This is a genomic window from Shinella granuli (genome assembly GCF_004341885.1).
GTDB classification, from domain to species: Bacteria; Pseudomonadota; Alphaproteobacteria; order Rhizobiales; family Rhizobiaceae; genus Shinella; species Shinella granuli.
In genome coordinates this window covers 48433-73509 of the sequence record NZ_SLVX01000013.1, presented here as the reverse complement: position 1 = coordinate 73509, position 25077 = coordinate 48433, and the positions used below count along the sequence as shown (strand labels likewise).

20 protein-coding genes are annotated in these 25077 nt (G+C 65.3%); 2 read left to right on the top strand and 18 right to left on the bottom strand.

All coding sequences use genetic code 11. The features are described from left to right. Positions 1 to 128 precede the first annotated feature (128 nt). From EV665_RS19570 to EV665_RS19500, 15 genes are all read right to left on the bottom strand, one after another. Complete coding sequence (locus tag EV665_RS19570) at positions 129 to 1709, bottom strand: peptidoglycan DD-metalloendopeptidase family protein (protein WP_064329925.1); 1581 nt, start codon at positions 1707 to 1709, stop codon at positions 129 to 131. A 151-nt stretch (positions 1710 to 1860) separates the two neighbouring features. Then, complete coding sequence (locus EV665_RS19565) at positions 1861 to 2490, bottom strand: hypothetical protein (protein ID WP_064329924.1); 630 nt, start codon at positions 2488 to 2490, stop codon at positions 1861 to 1863. A 260-nt stretch (positions 2491 to 2750) separates the two neighbouring features. Further along, the gene (locus EV665_RS19560; RefSeq protein ID WP_064329923.1) at positions 2751 to 3407 is read right to left on the bottom strand and encodes a protein-L-isoaspartate(D-aspartate) O-methyltransferase; all 657 of its coding nucleotides are present in this window, start codon (positions 3405 to 3407) and stop codon (positions 2751 to 2753) included. Further along, a complete protein-coding gene (surE, locus tag EV665_RS19555; protein WP_064329922.1) occupies positions 3404 to 4174 on the bottom strand; it encodes a 5'/3'-nucleotidase SurE in 771 nt (256 codons plus the stop codon). Before surE ends, EV665_RS19560 begins: the two co-directional genes overlap by 4 nt. A 19-nt stretch (positions 4175 to 4193) precedes the next feature. Beyond that, positions 4194 to 5477: a serine--tRNA ligase gene (serS, locus tag EV665_RS19550; RefSeq protein ID WP_064329921.1), complete on the bottom strand. Its 1284-nt coding sequence runs from the start codon at positions 5475 to 5477 to the stop codon at positions 4194 to 4196. A 69-nt stretch (positions 5478 to 5546) separates the two neighbouring features. Continuing rightward, the gene (gene tatC, locus EV665_RS19545) at positions 5547 to 6383 is read right to left on the bottom strand and encodes a twin-arginine translocase subunit TatC (protein WP_064329920.1); all 837 of its coding nucleotides are present in this window, start codon (positions 6381 to 6383) and stop codon (positions 5547 to 5549) included. Next, the gene (gene tatB, locus EV665_RS19540; RefSeq protein WP_133035366.1) at positions 6380 to 6979 is read right to left on the bottom strand and encodes a Sec-independent protein translocase protein TatB; all 600 of its coding nucleotides are present in this window, start codon (positions 6977 to 6979) and stop codon (positions 6380 to 6382) included. The genes tatC and tatB overlap by 4 nt, the downstream gene beginning before the upstream one ends. Before the next feature lie 50 nt (positions 6980 to 7029). After that, the gene (locus EV665_RS19535) at positions 7030 to 7227 is read right to left on the bottom strand and encodes a twin-arginine translocase TatA/TatE family subunit (protein ID WP_023511864.1); all 198 of its coding nucleotides are present in this window, start codon (positions 7225 to 7227) and stop codon (positions 7030 to 7032) included. A gap of 42 nt (positions 7228 to 7269) precedes the next feature. After that, a complete protein-coding gene (locus EV665_RS19530; protein WP_133035365.1) occupies positions 7270 to 8373 on the bottom strand; it encodes an ABC transporter ATP-binding protein in 1104 nt (367 codons plus the stop codon). Between the two features lie 162 nt (positions 8374 to 8535). Continuing rightward, the gene (gene scpB / locus EV665_RS19525; protein WP_084437839.1) at positions 8536 to 9267 is read right to left on the bottom strand and encodes an SMC-Scp complex subunit ScpB; all 732 of its coding nucleotides are present in this window, start codon (positions 9265 to 9267) and stop codon (positions 8536 to 8538) included. Next, a complete protein-coding gene (locus EV665_RS19520) occupies positions 9242 to 10051 on the bottom strand; it encodes a segregation and condensation protein A (RefSeq protein WP_064329917.1) in 810 nt (269 codons plus the stop codon). The genes scpB and EV665_RS19520 overlap by 26 nt, the downstream gene beginning before the upstream one ends. Before the next feature lie 112 nt (positions 10052 to 10163). Further along, positions 10164 to 11183, bottom strand: a complete 1020-nt coding sequence (nagZ, locus tag EV665_RS19515; protein ID WP_133035364.1) for a beta-N-acetylhexosaminidase — start codon at positions 11181 to 11183, stop codon at positions 10164 to 10166. A 126-nt stretch (positions 11184 to 11309) separates the two neighbouring features. After that, positions 11310 to 14633: an SPOR domain-containing protein gene (locus EV665_RS19510; RefSeq protein ID WP_133035363.1), complete on the bottom strand. Its 3324-nt coding sequence runs from the start codon at positions 14631 to 14633 to the stop codon at positions 11310 to 11312. Positions 14634 to 14696: 63 nt separating this feature from the next. After that, positions 14697 to 16457 carry an arginine--tRNA ligase gene (gene argS / locus EV665_RS19505; RefSeq protein ID WP_064332486.1) on the bottom strand — a complete coding sequence of 587 codons (1761 nt, stop codon included), beginning with the start codon at positions 16455 to 16457 and terminating at the stop codon, positions 14697 to 14699. A gap of 67 nt (positions 16458 to 16524) precedes the next feature. Continuing rightward, positions 16525 to 17745, bottom strand: coding sequence for a deoxyguanosinetriphosphate triphosphohydrolase (locus EV665_RS19500; protein ID WP_133035362.1), 1221 nt, complete (start codon positions 17743 to 17745; stop codon positions 16525 to 16527). 218 nt (positions 17746 to 17963) lie between these two features. Here EV665_RS19500 and erpA point away from each other — a divergent pair, with 218 nt between their 5' ends. Together erpA and xth are read left to right on the top strand one after the other, a co-directional pair. Further along, on the top strand, positions 17964 to 18296 hold the full coding sequence (erpA, locus tag EV665_RS19495; RefSeq protein ID WP_133035361.1) for an iron-sulfur cluster insertion protein ErpA: 333 nt from the start codon (positions 17964 to 17966) through the stop codon (positions 18294 to 18296). A 30-nt stretch (positions 18297 to 18326) separates the two neighbouring features. Then, a complete protein-coding gene (gene xth, locus EV665_RS19490; protein WP_133035429.1) occupies positions 18327 to 19118 on the top strand; it encodes an exodeoxyribonuclease III in 792 nt (263 codons plus the stop codon). A 152-nt stretch (positions 19119 to 19270) separates the two neighbouring features. Here the strand turns inward: xth and exoR are convergent, their stop codons facing one another. The 3 genes from exoR to EV665_RS19475 all read right to left on the bottom strand — a co-directional run bounded on the left by exoR (position 19271) and on the right by EV665_RS19475 (position 24975). After that, a complete protein-coding gene (gene exoR / locus EV665_RS19485; RefSeq protein ID WP_064329912.1) occupies positions 19271 to 20074 on the bottom strand; it encodes an exopolysaccharide production regulator ExoR in 804 nt (267 codons plus the stop codon). Between the two features lie 364 nt (positions 20075 to 20438). Then, a complete protein-coding gene (locus EV665_RS19480; protein WP_133035360.1) occupies positions 20439 to 21689 on the bottom strand; it encodes an OmpP1/FadL family transporter in 1251 nt (416 codons plus the stop codon). Positions 21690 to 22047: 358 nt separating this feature from the next. Next, complete coding sequence (locus EV665_RS19475) at positions 22048 to 24975, bottom strand: valine--tRNA ligase (RefSeq protein ID WP_133035359.1); 2928 nt, start codon at positions 24973 to 24975, stop codon at positions 22048 to 22050. Between the last annotated feature and the right edge of the window lie 102 nt (positions 24976 to 25077).

The following is a 25077-nucleotide window of genomic DNA, read 5'->3' as shown; positions in this document are numbered from 1 at the left end:
CCGCGACTTACCCTTGGGCGGATGGTCGGCAGGCCCGAACGTGACGGAGGAGAGGTCGGACGGCATTGTCGGAAACAGAAAGGCCCGGTCGAGCCGGGCCTTTCTGTTTTTCTCGCGGACGATCGTCCCTATTCCAGGAAGGTCATCGGGTTGACCGGGGTGGCGTTCTTGCGCACTTCGAAGTGAACCTTCGGACGGGTGGCGTTGCCGCTCATGCCGGAGGTGGCGACGGTCTGGCCGCGCTGGATCTTCTGGCCGCGCTGGACGTTGAGTTCGCCGGCATGGCCGTAGACCGTGACCGTGCCGTCGTCATGGCGCACGAGGACGGCGTTGCCGAGTTCCTTCAGGCTGGAGCCGGCATAGATGACCACGCCGTTCTCTGCGGCCTTGATCGGCGTGCCCTCGGGGACGGAAATGTCGATGCCGTCGTTGCGGTTGCCTTCGACATTCGCGCCGTAGCCGGCGATGACCGCGCCGCGCACCGGCCAGCGATACTTGCCGATGCCGGTCGATTCGGGCGCTTCGTCCGTGACATCGGACTTTTCCGCCACTTCCGTGACCGAGACGGTCTTCACCGGCGCCTTGTAGGCTTCCGGCTTCTTCTCCGCCGTCTCGACGGCCTTTTCCTTCTTGGCCGGAACCGATGCGGTCACCGTCTTGTCGGTCGTCGTCTCAGCCGCGGCCACGCTGCCGCCGGCCGGGATGACGAGGTTCTGGCCGATGCGGATCGATGCGGTCGTCAGCCCGTTCGCCTTCTTCAGCGCATCGACGGAGACGCCGTTGCTGCGGGCGATCTTGGCGAGCGAATCGCCCGGCTGCACTTCATAGCTGCCCTTGCCCTTGCCTTCGCCGGCATCGGCGACGTTCGAACTCGTCTGGCCGCTTTCCGACTTCAGCTTCTCACGGCTGGACGTGGTGGGCAGGATGGCGACATTCTGCTCGCCCTTGCGCTCGGGCGTCGGCAGCTTGTTGTCGACCTTGAGCGTGCTGTCGGTCGAGGCCTTGGCGGCGCTTGCCGTGGTGCTGAAGGTCGGGATGACGATCTTCTGGCCGGGCTCGGCATCCGACGCGCGCTTGAGGTTGTTGGCAGCGAGGATTTCCTTTTCCGGCACGCCATAACGGTTGGCGAGCGTCTTCACGCTTTCGCCCTGGCGCAGCATGACGACCGGCGCATTCGCCGTCGACCAGCCGGCCTTACCCTTGTTGACGGTCGACGTCGTCAGGGTGTCGGCACCCTCCGCGATGGCCTTCGCCTTGCGTTCGGGAAGCTGCTGGCCGAGGGCGACCTCGCGCTCGGCGGCCTGGCGGGCGCCGGCGGTCGGGTCGGCAAGCTCGCCGCGCTGCACGCTCATCGGCGTCGTCGCCAGCCGCGTGCCGGAGCCGCCGGTGGTCGCGGTGTTGATCGGATCGTAGGAAACGGCGCCCTGATCGGGGAACGGCTGGTTGAGCGCTTCCTCGCGCGACCCGAGCTGGTCGGCCGTCGCGAACTGCTGGCCGTTGCCGACATTGCCGCGCGGGACCGGATTGCCGCCGAGCAGCGTGCGGCGCGGGACCGAGCTCGTCGTGATGTTATCCTGACCGGAGGAGGAGAAGAGGCCGCCAAAGCGGGACACGTCCGAGCTGCACCCGGTCGCGACGCTGGCCAGCAAGGCGGCAACCACGAGGCGGGTCGCGGTCCTGGCAAAACTCGGCGATACACTCTTACGCATGTGACTACCCAATCGGTACGCTACTTGATGAGGACCGATTAAAGCGCGTTAGAGTTACTGCCCGGTTAAAGCAGGCCTATCCGCATTGTTTTTTTGATGAATTGATAACCATGGCGCATCCGCACCGTGGCGGAAGAGGCATGGAGGCGGCTCAGAAGCCGGTCGCGTACATGGTGTCGGCGCGCGAGATGCGGCTGGTGACGACGCGGGCGGCGTTCTCGAAATCCGCCTGGCTCGGCTGGAAGATCGCGGAGATGGGCGTCGCACGCCGGGTCGCCCTGTCGTCGGCGGCCGTCACGTTTTCGAGGGCGGCGTCGGGCGCCGTCATGTCGAGGGCGCTCTCATTGTAGGCGATGGCGCGGAGCGCGGCGACGGCAGGCTCGCGCGTGCCGGCATAGCGGGCGCTGCGCTGGTCCTCGGCCGACATGCTGTCGAAATATTCGATATAGGCACGGTAATAGGCCTTGCGGTCGCCCTCCTCCAGGAAGTGGCCGAAGGCCGTATATTCGCGCTTTTCCAGCGCTGCCGTATCAAGGTTCGCGCGCTCGGCCTCGGTAAGCGCCGGCTGACTGTAAGCCGTCTCTTCCTTGGCGACGCTGAGGACGAGCAGGGCATCGACCGAAAGACCGACATGGGCGGAGGGATCGTAGCTGCCGCCGGCCAACTGCGCGGTCGAGCCGGTCTCCGCATTGTCTTCGGCAACCTTGCCCGCAGCCTTGGTCGCGAGATAGGCGAGGCTGTCGCTGGTCGAGCTGCTGGCGATCCTGTTCGAGACGTGCATTTCCCTCTCCATCGGAACGGCCGCACCCTTGGAAAACCGGCGTCCTGCGTGGAAGTTTCTGCTTCGCTACCGGCCTACGCCCCGAAGCTTGCGCGAAGCTTGCGCTGGTTAACAAAAGGTTAACGCGCTGTATTCACATGAGGAATTCGCGCGAAACGAGCAGCCGCGCAGGACGGATGCGCTGGTTTTCCGGCAAAAATGCCGAAAGACTCAGCGGGCGTTCGCCTGGCGGACGAGAAGAAACGGTTTATGGAAGTGGATCAGAGGGCCTGCGCCATCTGGGGAACGATCGGCAGGTAGGGCACCTCGAAAAGGTCCTCACGATCGAAGCGGCTGCCGGTCTTGACCAGCTTCAGCATGCGACATTCGGTTTCGCTGACCATCACGGGGGCGATCAGCATGCCGCCGGACACCAGTTGCTCGGCGAAGAAGCGCGGCAGGGCCGGAAAGGCGGCGGTGACGAGGATGCGGTCGAAGGTGCCCTCGCCCGGCATGCCGTTGCTGCCATCGGCCTGGCGCACGATGACATTGCGGATGCCGGCCTTCTCGATGGATTGCTGCGCATTGGTGGCGAGCGTGCGGTAGCGGTCTACGGTGAGCACGCGCTCCGTCAGGCGTCCCATGACCGCGGCGGTGAAGCCGGAGCCGGTGCCGACCTCGAGGATGCGCTGGCCGGCCTTGAGGTTCAGGAGGTGCAGGAGCCGCACGGAAAGGTCGATCCCCTCCATGAAGGACCCGCAGTCGAGCGGCAGGACCCGGCGCGAATAGGCCTCGCCGGCAAATTGCGGCGGCACGAAAAGCGTGCGCGGCGTCTGCTCCACGGCGGTCAGCAGGTCGAGATTGTTGATGCCCTGGCCGCGCAGGCGCAGGGCCAGCGCGGCAAAACCCTCTTTCTCGATCACCCGTCCCGTGTTCAATCCGCATCCTCGCCGTTGAGCACGCGCTGCACGCGGTCCAGCACCGTATAGTCCGTGAGGTCGAGCTTGAGCGGCGTCACGGAGATCTTGTGGTTCTTCACTGCATGGATATCCGTTCCGGCGCGGAAATCGCCCTTCCGCTCGCCGAAGCGCAGCCAGTAATAGGGGTAGCCGCGGCCGTCCATGCGCTCGTCGATCGTCAGGCCGAAATCGAGCTTGCCCTGGCTGGTGACCTCGACGCCGTTGAGCTCCGCAGGCGCGCAGTTCGGGAAATTGATGTTGAAGAAGGTCCAGTCCGGCAGCTCGACATCCATCAACTGGCGGATCAGCTTCGGCGCGAAGCTTTCGGCGACCTCCCACGGCACGACGCGGCCGCCGGCATGGTTGTAGGCCTGGCTCAGCGCCATGGACTTGATGCCCTGCAGCGTGCCCTCGATCGCGCCGGCGATCGTGCCCGAATAGGTGACGTCGTCGGCCATGTTGGCCCCGACATTGACGCCCGACAGCACGAGGTCCGGCTTCTCGTCGAGCACTTCGCGCACGCCCATGATGACGCAGTCCGTCGGCGTGCCGCGCAGCGCGTAGCGCTTGTCGTCGATCTTCCTGAGGCGCAGCGGCTCGGAGAGCGTCAGCGAATGGGCAAGGCCGCTCTGGTCCGTCTCGGGCGCGACGATCCAGACGTCGTCCGTCAGTTCGCGCGCGATCCGTTCGAGGGCCGCGAGGCCCTCGGCGTGGATACCATCGTCGTTCGTCAGAAGAATGCGCATCTCGTCTCCGCCTTCCGCCTCAGGCGGCCTTCTCGATCTTCTTCAGGCCGCCCATATAGGGCAGCAGCACGTCCGGCACGGTGACCGAGCCGTCCTCGTTGAGGTAGTTCTCCATGACGGCGATCAGCGCGCGGCCGACGGCCGTTCCCGAGCCGTTCAGCGTGTGCACGAACTTCGTCGCCTTGTCGTCCTTGCCGCGGTAGCGCGCGTTCATGCGGCGCGCCTGGAAATCGCCGCAGACCGAGCAGGATGAGATCTCGCGGAACGTGTCCTGTCCCGGCAGCCAGACTTCGAGGTCGTAGGTCTTGCGGGCGCCGAACCCCATGTCGCCGGTGCACAGCGTCATGATGCGATAGTGCAGGCCGAGGCGCTTCAGGATCTCCTCGGCGCAGGCCGTCATGCGCTCGTGCTCGTCGATCGAGCTTTCCGCATCGGTGATCGAGACGAGCTCGCACTTCATGAACTGGTGCTGGCGCAGCATGCCGCGCGTGTCGCGGCCGGCCGAACCGGCTTCCGAGCGGAAGCACGGCGTCAGCGCGGTAAAGCGCAGCGGCAGCTTCTCCTGGTCGAGGATATCCTCGCGCACGAGGTTGGTGAGCGAGACCTCCGCGGTCGGGATCAGCCAGCGGCCGTCCGTGGTGCGGAACAGGTCCTCGGAGAATTTCGGCAACTGGCCGGTGCCGAACATGGCGTCGTCGCGCACCAGCAGCGGCGCATGCACTTCCGTATAGCCATGCTCGCCGGTATGCACGTCGATCATGAACTGGCCGAGGGCGCGTTCGAGGCGCGCGAGCTGGCCCTTCAGCACAGTGAAGCGCGAGCCGGCGATCTTCGCCGCGGCCTCGAAATCCATGTAGCCGAGGGCTTCGCCGATCTCGTAGTGCTCCAGCGCCTTGTGGTTCCAGCCGGGCTTTTCGCCCCATTTCAGCTTTTCCACATTGCCGGTCTCGTCCGTACCGACCGGCACGTCGTCGAGCGGGATGTTCGGGATGCGCGACAGGGCGTCGTTGAGCTCGGCGGTGACCTGGCGCTCTTCCTCTTCCGCCGCGGGAAGCTGGTCCTTGATGGCCGAGACCTCGGCCTTCAGCCTGTCGGCAAGTTCGCTGTTCTTCGCCGCCATCGCCGCGCCGATCTCCTTGGAGGCGGCGTTGCGGCGCGACTGCATGTCCTGCGCCTTCTGGATGACGCTGCGGCGCTTCTCGTCGAGATCGATGAGGGCCTGGGCCAGGGGGCTGGCGCCGCGCTTTGCCAGGGCGGCGTCGAGAGCGGCGGCGTTGTCGCGGATCCATTTGATATCAAGCATTGTCGTTCCAGGCGTTCCGTGGATTGAGGCCCACCCGCGCCCGGCAGCACAGTGCGGCAACGCCGAAGATCAGGCCTTGTCGGCCTCTTCCGGCGTTGCAACGACCTCGTTCTCCGCATCCTGCGCGTTCGAGGCGCTCGCCCGCTGCCGTTCGATGAGTCGGGCCGTATAGATGGAAATCTCGTAGAGAAGGATGGCCGGCAGTGCAAGGCCGATCTGGGAAACCGGATCGGGCGGCGTCAGCACGGCGGCGACCACGAAGGCGATGACGATCGCGTATTTGCGCTTGTCGGCAAGCACCTTCGAATCGATGAAGCCGGCCCGCACCAGGAGCGAGGAAACCACCGGGAGCTGGAAGACGAGGCCGAAGGCGAAGATCAGCGACATGATGAGGCTGAGATATTCGGACACCTTCGGCAGGAGCTGGATCGAGACCTGTCCCTCGCCGCCGCCCTGCTCCATGGCCAGGAAGAACCACATGACCATGGGCGTGAAGAAGAAATAGACCAGCGCGGCGCCGATGAGGAAGAGGATCGGCGAGGCGATCAGGAACGGCAGGAAGGCGGCGCGCTCGTTCTTGTAGAGGCCGGGCGCGACGAACTTGTAGACCTGCTGGGCGATGACCGGAAACGCGATGACCAGCGCGCCGAACATGGCGACCTTGATCTGCGTGAAGAAGAATTCCTGCGGCGCCGTATAGATCAGCTCGACATTGCGGTGCGAGAGCCCCGCCCATTCCACCGACCATTTGAACGGCAGGACGAGCAGGTTGAACAGCTGCTTGGCGAAATAGAAGCAGACGAGGAAGGCGACGAAGAACGCCCCGACGGCCCACAGCAGGCGCTGGCGAAGCTCGATCAGGTGCTCGATGAGCGGCTGGGGCTTGTCTTCGATGTCGCCGCTCATGCGTCGCCCTTCTTGGTCTTTGCAGTCCTGGCCCTGGCGGGCGCGGCCTTCTTCTCGCCGGCGGCCTTGACGCCGCCCTCGGCCTTGGCGGGCGCCTTGCGCGGCTTTGCCGCCTTGTCAGTGCCCTCGGCAGGCTTTTTCGTCGCCGTCTTCCTGGTCGGCCCCGCCTTCAGCGGAACGGCGGCAACGGGCTCGGCCGAGGGAGGCTTCTGCGCTTCGGAAGGTACGGCGACCGGCGTGCTGCCGGTGACGCTTTCGGCCGGCACGGCCGCGGGCGTTGCCGAGGAGACGGAACTCGTCGACTTCTGCAGGTCCGCCTTGATCTCGTCGCCCATCTGGCGCAGCGGATTGACCGCCTCGCGAATGGTGTTCAGCGGATTGAGCTTCTGCGCCTCGCCGATCGTCTTCTTGACGTCCTCGAGGTCCGCTTCGCGCAGCGCCTCGTCGAACTGCTGGCGGAAATCGCTCGCCATGCCGCGCATCTTCGACATCATGCGGCCGAACGTGCGCAGCATCTGCGGCAGGTCCTTCGGACCGACCACGATGATCAGGACGATCGCGATGACGAGTATTTCGGTCCAGCCGACATCAAGCATAGGGTACTGTCCTCATGGGCCGCGAACCACCGTCCGCGGCCGAGCGCCGGTCACTTGACCTCGTCAGCCTTGTGGTCGACGGTCTTGGCCTTGTCGGCGGCGGCGGCTTCCTCGTCGGACATGCCCTTCTTGAAATTCTTGATGCCCTTGGCGACATCGCCCATCAGTTCCGGAATCTTGCCGCGGCCGAACAGCAGCAGCACCACCACCAGAACGATCAGCCAATGCCAGATGCTGAAAGAACCCATAATCTCGACTCCCTTTCGAACTCGTACCCCGATGTAAGACGTTCAGCCGTCTTTTTCAAACACTAGAATGTCGCGGTGGTTAGCCGAAAGCGTGACGTCGCGCAATCCGGAAGCCAATTGATCGGCCCTGACGCGCGCCCGGATCGGCCGGTCGGTGCCGGGCACGGCCAGATCGAGGAGCTCGACCACCCCGAGAAAGCGCCGCGACAATATGCGCGCGGGGATTTCGCCGCCCCGTTCCATCACGCGCAGCCCCGAAAGGCGCACCGCGACATGGACCTTCTGGCCATCGGAAAACCGCGTGCCGTCGACATTGCCGAGCGGCGTTTCGACCACGCCGCCGCGCACACGGCCGGGAAATTCGTTGATTTCGGAGAAAAAGGCGGCGGCGAAGATGTTTTTCGGGTGCAGATAGAGCTCTTCCGCCGTGCCCACCTGCACGAGCCGGCCGTTCTTCAGAAGCGCGATCCGGTCGCCCATGCGCATCGCCTCCTCCGCATCGTGCGTCACCACGATGGCGCTGGCGCGCGACTGGCGCAGGATCGCCAGCGTATCGGCACGGATCGAATCCTTGAGGCGCGAATCGAGCCCGGAGAACGGCTCGTCCATCAAAAGCACCGAAGGGCGCGGAGCGAGCGCCCTGGCGAGCGCCACGCGCTGCTGCTCGCCGCCCGAAAGAACATGTGGAAACTTCTGGGCGTAGTGCAACAGACCGACGCGTTCGAGCGCGACGCGCGCCTCCGCCTCGGCCTCGGCGCGCGGCAGGGCCGTCAGGCCGAAGCGCACATTGTCGAGCACCGTCATGTGGGGGAAGAGCGCGAAATCCTGGAACATCAGGCCGACGCCGCGCCGCTCGGGCGGCAGGAAGACGGCGGGGCCGGCAATCTCGCGGTCGTTCAGGAGCACGCGGCCGGCCGTCTGTGCCTCGATGCCGGCGGCAATGCGCAGCAGCGTCGTCTTGCCGGAACCGGATGGGCCGAGCAGGCAGAGGACCGCGCCGGGCTCCGCCGTCAGCGAAATGCCGCGGATCGTCTCCTTGTTGTGGTAGCTGTGGTGGATATCCTCGAAGGACAGGCGCGCCGCGAAGGTCACCGCCGATGCCCGCCTCGTCTCGATACCGTTGGAGCCTGACGGATCCAAAACCATGGGCCGAAGTCTTTCCCTGTCGCCGGCCGCGGCCGACGATGCAGTCCTGCGGGCGCATCCTGCGCGCCTTCGAAGCGCGAAAATGCTCCAACCGTTTGTTCTGGCACGGCTGCGCGCGCAAAACCGCGACGCGCTTTGCCGGAACCGCTCTATAAGCTTCGTCTATTCGTCTTCTTTTCCGCCCGGTGTCAAGAGACCGAGTTCTTCGAGGTCGAACTGGGTGATCGGGTCCTCGTCCTCCGCCAGTTCGTCCTCGCGCAGCGGCATGGGAACCTGGAAATTGGAGGGGATGCGGCCGGACAGGAGGCCGGCGCCCTTGAGCTCTTCGAGGCCCGGCAGGTCGCGTAGGTCTTCGAGGCCGAAATGATCGAGGAAATCGCGCGTCGTGCCGAAGGTCACCGGGCGGCCCGGCGAGCGGCGGCGGCCGCGGAAACGCACCCAGCCCGCTTCCATCAGCACGTCGAGCGTGCCCTTGGACGTCTGCACGCCGCGGATATCCTCGATCTCGGCGCGCGTGACGGGCTGGTGATAGGCGATGATCGACAGGACCTCCAGCGCGGCGCGCGACAATTTGCGCACCTCCGTCTCGTCGGTACGGATGGCGAAGGAGAGGTCCGGCGCCGTGCGGAAGGCCCAGCTATCGTCGAGCTGGACGAGATTGACGCCGCGGCCGGCATAGAGCGCCTTCAGCTCGCGCATGACATGCAGCACGTCGACGCCGCGCGGCAGGCGCTCGGCGATATAGGCTTGCGACACAGGCCCGGCGGAGGCGAAGACCAGCGCCTCGGCGATGCGCGCCGCCTCGTGCAGCCGGCGCGGATCGACGATCGTGCCGCCGTCCGTCTCGCGCGGTGCGTCGTCCCCCGGTTCAGCCACGCCCGTCGCCCCCGTCATCGTCGCCCTCGGGCTTCGGCCCGCGGCGCAGGTAGATCGGCTGGAAGGCGCCGTCCTGGCGCAGTTCCAGGCGCCCTTCCCGGACCAGCTCCAGCGTCGCCGCGAAGGCACTGGCGATCGCCGTGGTGCGTTCCGCGGGGTCGCTGAGGTAACGCAGGATGAAACTGTCGAGCGCCGCCCAATCGTCCTCGAAGCCGCCGATGAGCAGCGACAGGATCTCGCGCGCATCGGAAAGCGACCAGACCGTGCGCTTCTCGATGGTGACCTGGGTCACCGCGTGGCGCTGGCGCAGCGAAGAATAGGCGCTGAGCAGGTCGTAGAGCGAGGCCTCGAAGGACGAGCGTCGCTCGGTCGGAATGTGCTCCGGCATGCCGCGGGCAAAGACGTCGCGGCCGAGGCGGTTGCGGTTGACGAGGCGCGTCGCCGCATCGCGCATCGCCTCCAGCCGCTTCAGGCGGAAGGCGAGGCTGGCCGCCATCTCCTCGCCGGAGGGGCCGTCGTCCTTCGCCTGCCTGGGAATGAGCAGGCGCGACTTGAGATAGGCAAGCCAGGCCGCCATGACGAGATAGTCGGCGGCAAGCTCGATGCGGATCTTGCGCGCCCGCTCGATGAAGACGAGATATTGTTCGGCGAGCGCCAGCACGGAGATGCGGGTGAGATCCACCTTCTGCGTGCGGGCGAGATGCAGGAGAAGGTCGAGCGGGCCTTCGAAGCCGGCGAGATCGACGACGAGGCTTTCCTCGGAAAGGCCCCGCGCCTCGGCGTCCTGCCACAGGTCGGCCATCGGCGCCCCTGCGCCGCGTCCCTTCTTCGGTGGCTTCGACCCCGTTCCCTGCACGTCGCCCCTTTCTTCGTCCCGCGCGCCTGCGACCGAGGGACCCCGCTTGCGGCGACCGTCAGGCCACCGCGATCATGGCGTTGAATTCCTCGCGCAGCGCCGCCTCGTCCGCCCCGTCCGGCGCCGGGAAGCCCGCGCGCACCGCATTCGCCCGCCGCAGGCTGTCGCCGGTGAGCGGCGGAACGTTCTCGGTCACCGCGATCATTTCCTCCATGATGCCATGGCAATGCAACACCATGTCGAGGCCGGCGGCAATGATTCCCCGGCTTCTTGCGGCAATATCGCCCTTCAGCGCGTTCATCGACACGTCGTCGGACATCAGCAGCCCGTCGAAGCCGATATGACCGCGGATGATCTCGCTCACCACCGTCGCCGAAGTGGTCGCCGGGTTGTCGGCATCGATGGCGGTGAAGACGATGTGGGCGGACATCGCCATCAGCTCGTCCTTCATGCGCCGGAAGGGCACGAAATCGCAGGCCTCCAGCTCGGCGCGGCTCGCATGCACCACCGGCAGGTCATGGTGCGAATCGACCATGGTGCGGCCGTGACCGGGCATGTGCTTCATGATCGGCAGCAGGCCGCCGGCCTTGAGGCCCTCGGCCGCGGCCCCGCCCATGGCCGAGACGATCTCAGGCTCCTGCCCATAGGCACGGTTGCCGATGACGTCGTGCACGCCCGGCACGGCAACGTCGAGCACCGGCAGGCAATCGACATTGATGCCGAGGCGCAGGAGATCGAAGGCGTGCAGGCGCGACATCAGCCAGGCGGCGCGCAGCCCCTTCTCCACGTCGGCGCGGTAGATGGCGCCGAGCGCGGCGGCATTCGGATATTGCTGCACATGCGGCGGCCTGATGCGCTGGACACGGCCGCCCTCCTGGTCGATCAGCACCGGAATGTCCGCCCCGCCGCCGAGGCAGTCGCGCATCTCCGCGGTGAGGTCCGCCACCTGCGCCGGCTCGCCGATGTTGCGGCCGAACAGGATGAAGCCCCAGGGCCGCTCGCTGCGGAAGAAGGCTTTTTCGTCGGCGGTCAGGCTGAGGCCCTTACAGCCGGAAAGGAAGGATTTCGATTCGCTCATGTCCGCAATCTTAAAGGTTCGGTGGGGAAAACGAAGGGTGCGCCCTGCCCGCCCATGCGGCAGCGGCCGGTCGGAATCGAAGAGGCGCGGACCATGCCCGCGCCTCTCCAGGAAATCGGTGTCCCCTCAGCGGGTGACGAGGCAGCTGCCGCCGGCGCTCTTGTAGCGGTTGCAGAGCGCATTGGCCTCCTCGCGCGAGCCGGCCGGGATGCGGACGCGGAAGTAGGTGCCCTTGTTCGGGATCTCCGCCTTCCTGATGTCCACGCCGCGCCCGCCGATGACGGAGGAGAACTTCGAGGAGAGCGAATTGTAGCTCTTCTGCGCTTCCGCCTCCGAGGGCAGCGAGGCGATCTGGATGACGTAGCTTCCCGGCGCGACGGCCGCGACCTGGGTCTGTTCCGCCGTCTGCGTCGGCCTGGCTTCGGCGGTCTGGGTGCCCGAGACATTGCCGTTTTCGGTGACGGTGCCGACCACGGTGACCGGCTGGTCGATCGGGCGGGTGCCCGGAACCGGCGCATTGCCGTCCGTCGAACCGGTCGTGGCGCCGATCGTCGTCGTCTTCACGGTGCGCACCGGCGCGGTGTCTTCGACCTCGGCATCGGCGACTTCCGCCAGCACGGAGCGCGGCTGGCCCTCGCTCGCCGCCTGCTCGGCGCTGAGCGAGGCATTGGTGTCGACCGTCGCATTGGCCGTGGCGGCGGCCTCGCCCGAGGCGCTGCCGGTGGTGGCGGTCGCCTTGGCGTCGAGGCCGGCGACTTCCGTCGCTGCTTCGCCGACCGTCTCTTCGCGGGCGACGAGCGTGCCGTCCGGCTTGACGATCATCGTCTTGACCTTGCGCGGCGAGACGAGCGGCTTGTTGCCGCCTTCGGCCGTCGCCGTTTCCGGCTCGTCGACGCCCGGCAGGACGCGGTTTTCGTTTTCCGCCGCGATGACCGCCTCGACGCCGTCTTCCGGGCCGTCGAACGGCAGGGTTTCCGGCGTCAGCGTGCGCTGCACGACGTCGATGGGCTCTTCCGTCGAGGTGACGAGCTGTTCCTGCTGCGGCGTTGCGGCCGTATCGCCGGCAACGCGGTCATAGACCGCCTTGTCCTGGTTCGGCACGGTCTTGCCGCCCTTCTCCTCGGGCACGATCTTGACCGGGTCCTTGTCGGCAAGGATGACGCGCGGCTCGCCGGAGCCGGCCGTGCCGCCGGTAAAGGCCGTCCAGGCATAGACGCCCCCGCCGCCGACCAGAAGCAGGGCCGCGATGGAGGCGGCGATCAGCAGGCCGCGCCGCGGGCGGGACTGTTCATCATCATAGCCGTCGCCGGCATAGAGCGTGTTGGCCTGGCCCGGATCGACGGGGATCGCCATGCGCTCGGGCTGGTTCAGCGAGCGGCGGAAATCCTCTTCCAGGGCGCGTTCGAAATCGTCGACATCGTTGATCTGCGCCACCGGCTGGCTGGCGGCCGCGGCAACCGCGCCGACGGCAACGCCGGCCGACAGGTCCTCGCCGCGCGTCTTGGCGGCCGGCTCGGTGAAGAGCTGCGCCATTTCCGCGTCGATATCGAAATCGTAGTCGGGCTGGTAGGCCGGCGGCTTTTCCTTCTCGATGACGGGAAGCTGCGGCACGTCGAGTTCGGTGACCGGGGAAACGCCCTCGTCCGTCTCGGCGATCATCGTCGGATCGAACGGCAGCGCGCCATCGGCCGTCTCGGCGATCACGGGCTGCGGCGCGGTGTAGGTCGAGACGGGAACGGCGACGGCCGGCTCGCGGCGCACGGGCGTCGGCATCTCGACGGACCTTGCGGCCTCGATACGAGGCTCCGGACGGGCTTCAAGGCGCGTCTCCGGCACCTTGGCCTCCTGGCGCACCGGCTCCTCGTCGAGCGAAAAATCGGAAAGATCGAGGTCGATATCGGAGAGGTCGAATTCCAGATTGTCGAAATCGGGCTCCGGCTCGGCTGCCGCCGGGGTCGACACGGCAACGGGCTCGCGGCGGGCTTCGACGACCGGCTCGCGATAGGCTTCCACCGCCGGGCTCTGGACGGGCTCGATCGCCGGTTCACGCGCGGTTTCGACCACGGGCGTGCGGGCCGTCTCGACGGACGGCTGGCGGTGCGCGACGGGCGTTGCGCGGCCGAAGATCGAGGAAACGTTGGCCATGCCGCTGCGCGGCGTCGCGCTCACGGCGGCGAGCGAGGCAGCAGCGAGCGTGGCCGTCCCGAGCGGAGAGCGGCTGTCGGGAACGGGATAGCGCTCGACCTCGGCCAAAAGGGAATCCGCATCGTAATTGCGGCCCGGCTCGACCGATTCCAGCCGGTAGTCCGGCGCGGCATCGTGTACCGGCTCGGCGTCCTGCCACTGCGTCTCGGCCTCGGCCACGGCGCGGGCGCGGTCCTCCGGCGTCTCGAACGGCATTTCGGCGACGAAGTGCGGCTCGTCCCGGGCATAGGCCGGCTCGGCATGGAAAGGCTCGGAAACAGCGTGGCTCGCCGCGTCGGACATCCAGTCCTGCAGGGTCGGCTCGTTGCCGGCCTGCGCGGCGTCTGTGCCGTGGACTTCGGAGAGCAGGTCGTCGGCAAAGCCGTCACCGATCGAAAGCTCCAGTTCTCGTTCCAGATCGAGGCCGATCTCGTCGATCGGGTTTTCCTCCGGGGCGAGCGGCTGGAAGCCGAGGACGACGGGCTGGCGCTCGTCGGCGCTGGCGGCAAGCGGGGTCTCGACGATGGGTTCGCTGCGCACGGGCGGCTCGAAGCGCGGCTCCAGCCGGTCGACGAACTGCCGGCCGGCATGCACCGTCGGCTCGGCATCGACGGCAGGCACGTCGTGTACGGCCGCTTCGAGCTCGTCGGCAAGAAGCAGGGCCGGATCGAACTCCAGCTCCGGCTCGGCCTCGACGGGCGCCGCATCGGCGGCGACCTCTTCCACGTAGGACCGTTCGGCGTAGGACTGTTCGGCCACGGGCTCTTCGAACGCCGGCGCACGATCGGCATCGCTCACGGCGACAGCCGGCTGCTCCACCTCGACCGGGCGCTCCTCCTCGAAGGACGGCTCGGCGCCGAAGAACTGCTCCTCGAAGGAGGGTTCGCGATGAGCGGCATCACGCGGCGTCGTATCACGCGTCGGCACCTCGTCGAGAATGGCGTCGCGCTCCTCGGCGACCGGCTCGGGCATATCGAAGACGGGCTCGACATGGCGCGGCGCGGCGCGCTCGGCGACGACCGGCTCGACGCTCTCGCGGCGCGGCGCATCGTATTGCTCGAAGGCCCGCATCAGCTCGTCCTCGAGGGCGAGCACGGGATTGTCCATCCACGGGACCGCGTGAGCGGGCTCGGAGGAAGACTTGCTGACGTCCTGGACCGGACGCGGTTCGTAGCCGACGAGACGGGTAAGCTCGGCCAACGGGTCGTCGTCCGCCAGGAGATCCGTGTCAGCGGTTCCGCTTCGCGCGAAGTTCTTGTCTGCCATACTGCTTCCCACTCACAAGCTACAAAAACGCGTTTGCCAGCTTATTGTGGGCAAATGGTGACGTTACCGCATTTCGTTCGGCGCAGCCGTGCCTGTAATGGACAGGCCCGACTTAAGAACAGAGGCGACAGCGTGCACCAGCCCAAGTCTGGCGATACTCAATTCTCTATTTTTATCGTTAACAAACCGTAATTCCGGCTGCTCTTTGCCTTTGTTCCAGTGCGCATGGAATGCACTGGCAAGATCATAGAGGTAAAAAGCGATGCGATGCGGCTCGTGCGCCAGTGCAGCGCCCTCCACCACACGCGGATATTCTGCGAGCTTCGCAAGAAGCTGCAATTCGGCCGGATCTGCGATATTGCCCTCGATCGCGGCGGCGAGATCGAGCCCGGCGAGATCGAGGTCCGCAAACGCCTCGGCCGCCTGGCGGAACACCGACATGCAGCGCGCATGGGCATATTGCACATAGAAGACCGGGTTGTCCTTGGACTGCTCCGTTACCTTGGCGAAGTCGAAGTCGAGCGGCTCGCTGTTCTTGCGGTAGAGCATCATGAAGCGCACCGGATCGCGGCCGACCTCGTCGACCACGTCCCGGAGCGTGACGAAGTCGCCGGAGCGCTTCGACATCTTCACGGGCTCGCCGTTGCGGAACAGCTTGACCAACTGGCAGAGCAGAACGGTCAGCTTCGACTTCCCTTCGGAGACGGCGCGCGCGACGGCCTCCAGGCGCTTGACGTAGCCGCCATGGTCGGCGCCGAGCACATAGATCATCTCGTCGAAGCCGCGGTCGAACTTGTCCTTGAAGTAGGCGACGTCGGCCGCGAAATAGGTATAGGAGCCGTCCGACTTGATCAGCGGGCGGTCGATGTCGTCGCCGACCTCCGTCGAGCGGAAGAGCGTCTGCTCGCGGTCTTCCCAGTCTTCCGGCAACTGGCCCTTCGGCGGCGGCAGCACGCCCTTGTAGACATGGCCCTTGAAGGTGAGGTCGTTGATCGCGGTGCGGATCGGCGCGCCGTTGCCGGCATGCAGCGAGCGTTCGGAGAAGAAGACGTCGTGCGTGACGTTGAGGGCGGCCAGGTCCTCGCGGATCATCGCCATCATCGCGTCGATCGTCTTTTCCTTGACGATCGGCATCCACTGGTGCTCCGGCATGGCGCGCAGCGTCGTGCCGAACTCCTCGGCCAGCGCCTCGCCGACCGGCACCAGGTAGTCCCCCGGATAAAGACCCGACGGGATGTCGCCGATCGTCTCGCCGAGCGCCTCGCGGTAGCGCAGGAAGGCCGAGCGCGCGAGCACGTCGATCTGCGAGCCCGCATCGTTGATGTAATATTCCTTGGTCACGGCATAGCCGGCAAAGGCGAGCAGGTTAGCCAGCGCATCGCCGACGACGGCGCCGCGGCAATGGCCGACATGCATCGGGCCGGTCGGGTTGGCCGAGACATATTCCACATTGACCTTGCGGCCGGCACCCTGCGCACCCCGGCCGTAATCGGTGCCGGCCCGGACGATCGCGGCCAGCAGCTTCTGCCAATAGGGAACGGAGAGGCGGACATTGATGAAGCCGGGGCCGGCGACGCCGACATCAGCCACTTCCGGATCCTTCTTCAGCTCGGCGACGATGAGGTCGGCCAGCGCCCGCGGGTTGAGGCCGAGCGGCTTTGCCAGCACCATCGCGGCATTGGTCGCGACATCGCCATGGCTCGCATCGCGCGGCGGTTCGACGCTGATACGGCCGAAGTCGAGGTCGGCGCGCTTTTCACGGACGATCTCAAGTCCTTCGAGTACGTTTTTGATTCTGCTGTCGAAGTCTGTAAAAAGGTTCATCTCATCCATCCGCGCGCAGCAAGCCCTTCCGGGCCATTCCTGCGAAGAAGTTCAGGTGGCCGGCTGACTATCGCAAATCGGGGGTATGGTCAAACAGCCGACGGTGCGTGTTGACCGCGTAATTGTCGGTCATGCCGGCGAGATAGTCGCCGACATGGCGGGCGCGGGCCGATTCCGGCATGGTCGCGATGCGGTCCACCCAGTAGTGTCCCTGCATGAGCTGCGGGTCGTCCATATAGGCGTGGTAGAGGTCCGTGAGGATCGAGGCGGCGTTCGCCCGCACCCGCATCACCTCCGGATGCCGGTAGATGCGCGAGAACAGCAGCTTCTTGATCTGCTTGTCGGTGACCGCCATCTCCGCAGAGAAGGTCGCAAGGCAGCGGCGTGCCCTGCGCACGTCCTCGGCGCTTTCCGGCCGCTCCTCGCGGATCGCCTGCTGGGCATAGCCGATCACGTCCTCCACCATGGCGGTGATCTGGCGGCGCATGATCTCGTGGGTGAAGCGCGAGGCTTCGAGGCCTGGGTAGCGCGCGCGCACGTCGTGCATCAGCCTGGCGAGGAACGGCACCTCCTCCAGCATCTCGAAGGTGAGATAGCCCGAACGCAGGCCGTCGTCGATGTCATGGGTGTTGTAGGCGATGTCGTCGGCGATCGCCGCGACCTGCGCCTCCATGCTGGCGAAACTGCCGAGTTCGAGGTCGTGCGTGGCGCAATAGTCGAGGATCGGCCGTGGCACCTCGTCGCCATGGGTGCATTCGCCCGTCGGGCCGATCAGCGGCCCGTTGTGCTTGACGAGGCCTTCGAGGCTTTCCCAGGTGAGGTTCAGCCCGTCGAACTCGGCATAGCGCCGCTCCAGCTTGGTGACGATGCGCAGCGACTGGGCGTTGTGGTCGAAGCCGCCGAAGGGTTTCAGCACCTCGTGCAGCGCGTCCTCGCCGGTATGGCCGAAGGGCGTGTGGCCGAAATCGTGCACCAGCGCCACGCCCTCGGCGAGGTCCTCGTCGAGCTTCAGGGCGCGGGCCAGCGCGCGGGCGATCTGCGCCACCTCGATCGTGTGGGTCAGGCGCGTGCGGTAATGGTCGCCGTCGGCGGCGATGAAGACCTGCGTCTTGTGCTTGAGGCGGCGGAAGGCCGTGGTGTGCACGATGCGGTCGCGGTCGCGCTGGAAATCCGACCGCGTCGGGCTTTCCGCTTCGGGATGGAGCCGTCCACGGGTCGCCCAGGGGTCGGAGGCATAGATGGCGCGTTGCCCCGCGCCGAAACCCAGCGCATGTCTGTCGAACGTCATTCTTCACCTGCATTCACGCCGCCCATTGACGCGGCCGCAATGCCTTCATACCTATAGTGTGCACAGCGGCAAGTCCGGCTGCAAGCCGAGCTTGAAATACAAGCCTTTTCAAGGATTTGTGTGAGACGGTTCGCAGCAGGCCGCGCCGGGGACGGCAAAGTCGCCGTTCGTGCAGGATAGCGATTCTCTCCGGATCTTGACCCCGGCAGGAGGCAGACATGACCGACAAGTCCGTTACCATTTCCGACGCCGCCGCCCGGCGTATCGCGTCGATCCTCACGGCCTCGCCCGAAAAACAGGCGCTGCGCGTCTCCGTCGAGGGTGGCGGCTGTTCCGGTTTTTCCTACAAATTCGACCTCGTCGAGAACCAGCAGGACGACGACCTGGTGCTCGAACGGGACAATGCCAAGGTGCTGATCGACCAGCTCTCCCTCGTCTACATGGACGGATCCGAGATCGATTTCGTCGACAACCTGCTCGGCCAGTCCTTCCAGATCAAGAACCCGAACGCCGTCGCCAGTTGCGGCTGCGGCACCAGCTTCTCGATCTAATCAATCAAAATCACGGGAACCCGCATGCCGATCAAGATTGCCACCTGGAACATCAACGGCGTGCGGGCGCGCATCGACAATCTCGTCGCCTGGCTGAAAGATTCCAATCCCGACATCGTCGGGCTCCAGGAAATCAAGACGATCGACGAAGGGTTTCCGCGCGGCGAGATCGAGGCGCTCGGCTATCATGTCGAGACGCACGGCCAGAAGGGCTTCAACGGCGTCGCCCTCCTCTCGAAGATCCGGCCGGACGAGGTGAACCGGGGCCTGCCCGGCGGCGACGGCGACGAGCAGTCCCGCTTCATCGAGGGCGTGTTCTCCGTAAAGGGCGGCGCAATCCGCTTCTGCTCCATCTACCTGCCTAACGGCAATCCGGCGGACGACCCGGTCAAGTATCCCTACAAGCTTTCCTGGATGGACCGGCTGATCGCCTTTGCCGAGGACCGGCTGGCGCTCGAGGAGCCGCTGATCCTTGCCGGCGATTACAATGTCATTCCCGAGCCGCACGACTGCTGGGACGTGAAGGTCTGGGAGCGGGACGCGCTCTACCTGCCGCCGACCCGCCAGGCCTTCCGACGCCTGGAAAACCTCGGCCTCACGGACGCCGTGCGCGCCTCCACCGATGCCGTGCCGCATTATACGTTCTGGGACTACCAGGGCGGCTGCTGGCCGAAGAATTTCGGTATCCGCATCGACCATCTCATGCTGTCGGCCGAAGCCTCGGACCGCCTCGTCTCGACGGCGGTCGAAAAGCATGTGCGCAACTGGGAGAAGCCGTCCGACCATGTGCCGGTCGTGGCGGTGCTGGATTACGCGGCGTAAGGGACAGAGCCGCCCCCCTCATCCCGCTGCCGCGACCTTCTCCCCGCAGGCGGGGAGAAGGAAGATGGCGCACGGCCTTGCCACAAGTCCCTTCTCCCCGCCTGCGGGGAGAAGGTGGCCGGCAGGCCGGATGAGGGGCTGTTATCCTGCCGCTATTCTTCCGGGCTGAACCGGATGCTCTGGGCGAGTGCCACGCCCTTGCGGCGGTCGGCCTCGCTGGCGACGGAGAAGGCCTCTTCCTGCGTGGCCTGCAGCCAGCCGCAGTCCTTCGGCGGGCAATGGTCGAGCGCGGCGGTCATGAAGGCCAGGCCGCGGGCCGTCTGGCCTTCCTGGAAGAGGATGTTGCCGAAAAGGCCCATGGCGCCGGCATGACCGTTGTTGCGCGCACGGTTCAGCCATTTCTTGGCCTGGTGCACGCTGACGCCGCCGCCCTCGCCCGAGAGCATCATGCGGCCGAGCTGGAACTGGGCTTCGGGAATGCCGAAGGCGGAGGCAGCCTGGAAATAGAGCTGGCGGGCCTGCGTCATGTCGACCTTGACGGGGCTGTCCGGAATGCCGCGGCGATAGTAGCTGGCAAGCGCGATCAGCGCATTGGCGAAGTAACCCGTATCCTCCGAGCCCGGCTCCACGCCGGCCCGGGCGATCTCGCTGTACATCTTGAAGGCTTCGAGGTCGTTCTCCGGCACGCCGTCGCCATCGGCATACATGTTGGCGAGCGCCCAGCGCGAGCCCGTATGGCCCTTTTCGGCGGCATAGCGATAGGCCTCGACGGCATCGCTCTTGCGCCCCTCCTTGTAGGAGAAGAAGCCGAACTTGAAGAGATCGAAGGGCCCGCTTTCCTTGCTGACGCCGGACTGGGGATCGAATGCGAGAGCCTGGGACGCCGCTCCGAAGGAGAGCGAAAGACAAAGACCCAATACCACTACTTTCATCGGCATCAACTCGGACTTCGGCATCACTTCTACTATTCCGCGCCGAACCTTCGTCCTTGCGCCAAACCGGGAACGCACGATCTTCGTGCGGATTTCCGGCAGTTCCGGCGGCAATGACATCGGCTGGCTCATCGTTTCCTTGGCGCGGTTCCACGCGTCTACATGTCCGTATCGCTGCGCCCCGTTTGTGGCGGGAAATGGACATTTCGTCGCTTCCCCGAATGTGTAGCAAACTCTGGGAAAAAAAGTGTTGCGATTCCGTCACATATTTTCAGGCGTCGCTGTGCTCTTTCCATCAAGCCTGCCGTGAAGCAACGAAGTGTTAACCAAGAAAAAGGGCCCGGTGATGACACCGGGCCCGATTCTGTCCGTTTGCTGGTCGGAAAGATCAGAACTTGATCTTCAGCGACGTGGAGATCGCCGTCACCAGGTCGTTGTCGAAATCATAGGAGACACGGCGGCCAAAGGTGCGGCCGTCCTTGACAATCTGGCCGGACGAGCCGCTCGTCAGGATGCCGAGCGCGCCGCTCAGGCGGAACTCGACATTCTCGTTCGCCGCATAGGAAAGGCCCGTGCCGACGGTCCAGGTGTCGGCATGCGTGCCGATGCCGGTGCTCGTGCCGCGGTCCCAGGTCAGGCTCACGGCGCCGCTGAGCTTGTCGTTGAACTTGTGGCCGATGCCGCCCGAAACGGTCCAGCCGTCGCGATAGAGCAGGTCGAGCGAGGTCACCTCCGTCGGGCCGCTCGTGCGGCAGTCGATGCCGCGCGTGGCGATCGGGCAGAAAGGCAGGCTCTGCAGCTGGCTCCAGTCTGTCCACTTGACCGAGCCGAAGGCCAGCCAGTCCGGAGCGATGCCCGTCTGGAACTTGAACTCCAGCGAATCGGGCATGTCGGCAGAGCCGAAGACCGGCGTGTTGACACCGGCAAAACCCGGCAGGACGGCGCCGGGAACCTGGCGCAGGTCCATGGTGCCGGTGATGTCGTCGAGCTTCACCGCGCTGTTGTAGACGAGGCTGGTGCGCAGCGCATATTCCTCGATCTCGTAGGCGATGCCGGCGCGCCAGCCCCAGCCATCGCCTTCCAGCTTCAGGCGGCCCATGCCGTTCAGCGGCGAGCCCTCGGGCATGGCGAAGACGAGGCGGTCCTTGAAGCCGGAAACCTCCTGGTAGAAACCGCCGCCGATCACGCGGAACTGGCCCGGCCCCATGTCGAAGGAATAGGAGCAGGTCGCCGCGTAGTTATGGCTCTCGATCTTGGTCTCGACATTGTCGTTGGCGCCCGCCCAGTTGCGGCCGGGATTGATGTGCGCGCCCCAGGGCTGGGAATAGTCGGCCATGCAGTCGATCGCATCGGTGATCGCCGCCTTGAAGCCGATGCGCGGCACCCAGTAGCTTTCCGTATCGCGAATGCCGTTGCTGGGCAGGCCGTTCAGGTCGCCGTCGAGGGGAATGTTGTCGCGGACATTGTTCATGTCGCGCTGCGGATTGACGAAGGTCACCGCCGATTCGAAGACGTAGTCCGAGGGATCGAACAAGAGGTCGATATTGTACCCGCCACGCTCCAGGCCGCCGGCCTGCGCGGATGTCGCGGCCAGCAGGGCAATCGCCGTCATCCCAAGGCTGATGTTCTTCCGTTTCATGCAATCCTCCCCTGCAAAACGCCAGCGCAAACGATAGCTGCCTCTGCGTCGCGCCTCTCCCCCCCGACTATCGAAGAGGACCGCGAAATTGGCAAACCCCAGTTCTTGTCCCTCATTTCCGATTGGGTGTTCAAAAAATTACGTAAGATTTTCATGAAGACCCTCAGCAGTTGAACGACCAGAAACGATTTTTCAAGGATTACGAATTTTGTGCTAATTAAGAGTTATCTTTTCCATAACAACGACCGCCTGTCACATTCCGGACACAGCCGCGGTATTGCGCGCAAGCCGGCGAATAAAAAACCGCGCCGGGGGTTCCGGCACGGTTTTCAAAGCTTCCCCACAAATTTTACGGGAATCAGCCTGCCTCGCTCACGCGCGCGAGTGCCACTGCAAGGCTGGCGAGCTGCTGCTCCAGCTCGGCGAAACGCTCGCGCTCGGCCTCGACCACCTCCGGCTTGGCATTGGCGACGAACTTCTCGTTCGACAGCTTGCCTTCGATGCGCGCGGCCTCCGCCTTCGCCTTGTCGATCGCCTTTTCGAGGCGGGCCTTTTCGGCCGCCAGATCGATCAGCGTGCCGAGCGGCAGGCAGGCGGTCGCCTCGCCGACGACGATCTGCGCCGCGCCCTTGGGCGCCGTGTCCTCCAGGCGGATCTGCTCGACGCGGGCAAGGCGGCGGATGGCCGATTCGTGCGTTTCGAGGCGCTTCCTCGTCATCGCATTGGCACCCACCATGACGAGCGGCGCCGTCGCGCTCGGCGGCACGTTCATTTCAGCGCGCACCGAGCGGATGCCAGAGACAAGGTCGATCAGCCAGTTGATCTCATCGGCGGCCGCCTCGTCACCATAGGCCGGCGACGGCCATTCGGCGTGGCAGACCAGGGTTTCGCGCGTCTTGCCTTCGCCGGCCGTGTGCGCCCAGAGCTCTTCCGTCATGAAGGGCATGAACGGATGCAGGAGCTTGTAGATCTCCTCCAGGACATAGGCCGCGCAGGCCTGCGATTCCGCCTTCGCCGCGGCATCCTCGCCGCTGAACACCGGCTTCAGCAGTTCCAGATACCAGTCGCAGAACTGGTTCCAGACGAAGCGGTAGAGCGTGCTCGCCGCGTCGTTGAAGCGGTAGGTCTCGATCGCCTCGGTGACGTCGCGCGCGGTGCGGGCGAGTTCCGTCAGGATCCAGCGGTTGATCGTCAGCGAGGCCGCTTCCGGCACGAATTTCGGATCGGTCGCAACGCCGTTCATCTCGGCAAAACGCGTGGCGTTCCACAGCTTGGTGCCGAAGTTGCGATAGCCGGCGATGCGGGCCGGGTCGAGCTTCACGTCGCGCCCCTGCGCGGCCATGATGGCCAGCGTGAAGCGCAGCGCGTCCGCGCCGTATTCGTCGATCAGTTCGAGCGGGTCGATGACGTTGCCCTTCGACTTCGACATCTTCTGCCCGTTCTTGTCGCGCACCAGGGCGTGAATATAGATCGTATGGAAAGGTTCGATCGGGTTGCCAAGCTCATCCTTCATGAAATGCAGACCCATCTGCATCATGCGCACGACCCAAAACGGGATGATATCGAAGCCCGTTACCAAAACGCTCGTCGGATAATAACGCGCCAGCGCAGGCGTCTTTTCCGGCCAGCCGAGCGTTGAGAAAGGCCACAATGCAGAGGAGAACCATGTGTCGAGTACATCCTCATCGCGCGTCAGGATCTCGCCCGGCGCAAAGTTCTCCAGCTTCTCCTCGACCCAGGCCTTCCAAGGGCCTTCATGAGCGATGTAATGCTGAATTGCGGCGTGCAGTGCCTCCTCCTCAGTCTTCTCGACGAAGACCTGACCGTCCGGGCCATACCAAGCCGGAATCTGGTGACCCCACCAGAGTTGGCGGGAGATACACCAAGGCTCAATGTTTTCAAGCCAATTGAAATAGGTCTTTTCCCAGTTCTTCGGGACGAAGTTTGTGCGACCTTCGCGAACGGACTCCAATGGAGGACCTGCAAGTGCCTTATTGTCAACGAACCACTGATCGGTCAGCATCGGCTCAATGACGACGCCGGAGCGGTCGCCGAAAGGCTGCATGACCTTCTTGTTCTCGACATAGGGGATATCGTTGCCTTCGCCGTCCTTAACGGTGACCGCCAGCCCTTCGGCATTGATCGCCTCGACGATGCGCTTGCGGGCCTCATAGCGATCGAGGCCGCGATATTCGTCGGGAACGAGGTTGATGTCGTCGACCTCCGCCTCGGTCGGCAGGTTGCCGGTCCTTGCGATGTCGAGCGCCTGCGCCGCGTAGAAGGCATAGGGCTCGCCGTCGGCGCGCATGGCGGCGCGCGTGTCCATCAGGCGGTAGAGCGGGATGTTGTTGCGGCGGGCGACCTGGTAGTCGTTGAAATCGTGCGCGCCCGTGATCTTCACCGCGCCGGAGCCGAAGTCGGGTTCCGGATACTCGTCGGTGATGATCGGGATGAGGCGGCGGTGTTCCTTGGGACCGACCGGGATCTCGCAGAGCTTTCCGACGATCGGCGCGTAGCGCTCGTCCGAGGGATGGACGGCGACCGCACCATCGCCCAGCATCGTCTCGGGGCGCGTGGTCGCGATGGAAATGTAGTCGCGCTCCTCCTGGAAGACGACGTTGCCGTCGGCATCCTTCTCGACATAGGTGTAGGTCTCCCCGCCGGCGAGCGGGTACTTGAAATGCCACATGTGGCCGTCGACTTCGTTGTTTTCGACTTCCATATCCGAAATCGCCGTTTCGAATTTCGGATCCCAGTTGACCAGCCGCTTGCCGCGATAGATCAGGCCTTCCTTGTAGAGCGAGACGAAGACTTCGAGGACGGCGTCGGACAGCCCCTCGTCCATGGTGAAGCGCTCGCGCGACCAGTCGCAGGAGGCGCCGAGGCGCTTCAACTGGTTGAAGATCAGGCCGCCCGATTCCGCCTTCCACTCCCAGACCTTCTCGACGAAGGCCTCGCGGCCCATCTCACGCCGGCCCGGCAGCTTCTCGGCCGCGAGCTTGCGCTCGACGACCATCTGCGTCGCGATGCCGGCATGGTCCATGCCCGGCTGCCACAGCACGTCCTTGCCGCGCATGCGCTCGAAGCGGACCATGATGTCCTGCAGCGTGTTGTTGAGCGCGTGGCCCATATGCAGCGATCCCGTCACGTTCGGCGGCGGGATCACGATGGTGAAGGTCTCGGCGCCGGGTTTTGCACCCTCGCCGGCGCGGAACGCGTCCGCCTCTTCCCATGCCTTGGCAATGCGCGGCTCGACCGCTGCGGAATCATAGTTCTTTTCAAGCATTTTCGTGCGTGGCCTGCTGTTTGTCGGTTGCGTTTTCTAAACCGGATGGCCGGGGCGAAGTCAACAATATCAGAAGAAAAGCCGCCCCGGGGGGTCCGGCGC

Coding starts and splice junctions, on each gene's coding strand:
- EV665_RS19530 (WP_133035365.1), bottom strand. CDS start 8,373: ATGGTTTTGGATCCGTCAGGCTCCAACGGTATCGAGACGAGGCGGGCA.
- argS (WP_064332486.1), bottom strand. CDS start 16,457: ATGAACCTTTTTACAGACTTCGACAGCAGAATCAAAAACGTACTCGAA.
- EV665_RS19475 (WP_133035359.1), bottom strand. CDS start 24,975: ATGCTTGAAAAGAACTATGATTCCGCAGCGGTCGAGCCGCGCATTGCC.
- EV665_RS19510 (WP_133035363.1), bottom strand. CDS start 14,633: ATGGCAGACAAGAACTTCGCGCGAAGCGGAACCGCTGACACGGATCTC.
- EV665_RS19480 (WP_133035360.1), bottom strand. CDS start 21,689: ATGAAACGGAAGAACATCAGCCTTGGGATGACGGCGATTGCCCTGCTG.
- exoR (WP_064329912.1), bottom strand. CDS start 20,074: ATGCCGAAGTCCGAGTTGATGCCGATGAAAGTAGTGGTATTGGGTCTT.
- surE (WP_064329922.1), bottom strand. CDS start 4,174: ATGCGCATTCTTCTGACGAACGACGATGGTATCCACGCCGAGGGCCTC.
- scpB (WP_084437839.1), bottom strand. CDS start 9,267: ATGACGGGGGCGACGGGCGTGGCTGAACCGGGGGACGACGCACCGCGC.
- EV665_RS19520 (WP_064329917.1), bottom strand. CDS start 10,051: ATGGCCGACCTGTGGCAGGACGCCGAGGCGCGGGGCCTTTCCGAGGAA.
- nagZ (WP_133035364.1), bottom strand. CDS start 11,183: ATGAGCGAATCGAAATCCTTCCTTTCCGGCTGTAAGGGCCTCAGCCTG.
- tatB (WP_133035366.1), bottom strand. CDS start 6,979: ATGCTTGATGTCGGCTGGACCGAAATACTCGTCATCGCGATCGTCCTG.
- EV665_RS19565 (WP_064329924.1), bottom strand. CDS start 2,490: ATGCACGTCTCGAACAGGATCGCCAGCAGCTCGACCAGCGACAGCCTC.
- EV665_RS19535 (WP_023511864.1), bottom strand. CDS start 7,227: ATGGGTTCTTTCAGCATCTGGCATTGGCTGATCGTTCTGGTGGTGGTG.
- serS (WP_064329921.1), bottom strand. CDS start 5,477: ATGCTTGATATCAAATGGATCCGCGACAACGCCGCCGCTCTCGACGCC.
- erpA (WP_133035361.1), top strand. CDS start 17,964: ATGACCGACAAGTCCGTTACCATTTCCGACGCCGCCGCCCGGCGTATC.
- tatC (WP_064329920.1), bottom strand. CDS start 6,383: ATGAGCGGCGACATCGAAGACAAGCCCCAGCCGCTCATCGAGCACCTG.
- EV665_RS19500 (WP_133035362.1), bottom strand. CDS start 17,745: ATGACGTTCGACAGACATGCGCTGGGTTTCGGCGCGGGGCAACGCGCC.
- EV665_RS19570 (WP_064329925.1), bottom strand. CDS start 1,709: ATGCGTAAGAGTGTATCGCCGAGTTTTGCCAGGACCGCGACCCGCCTC.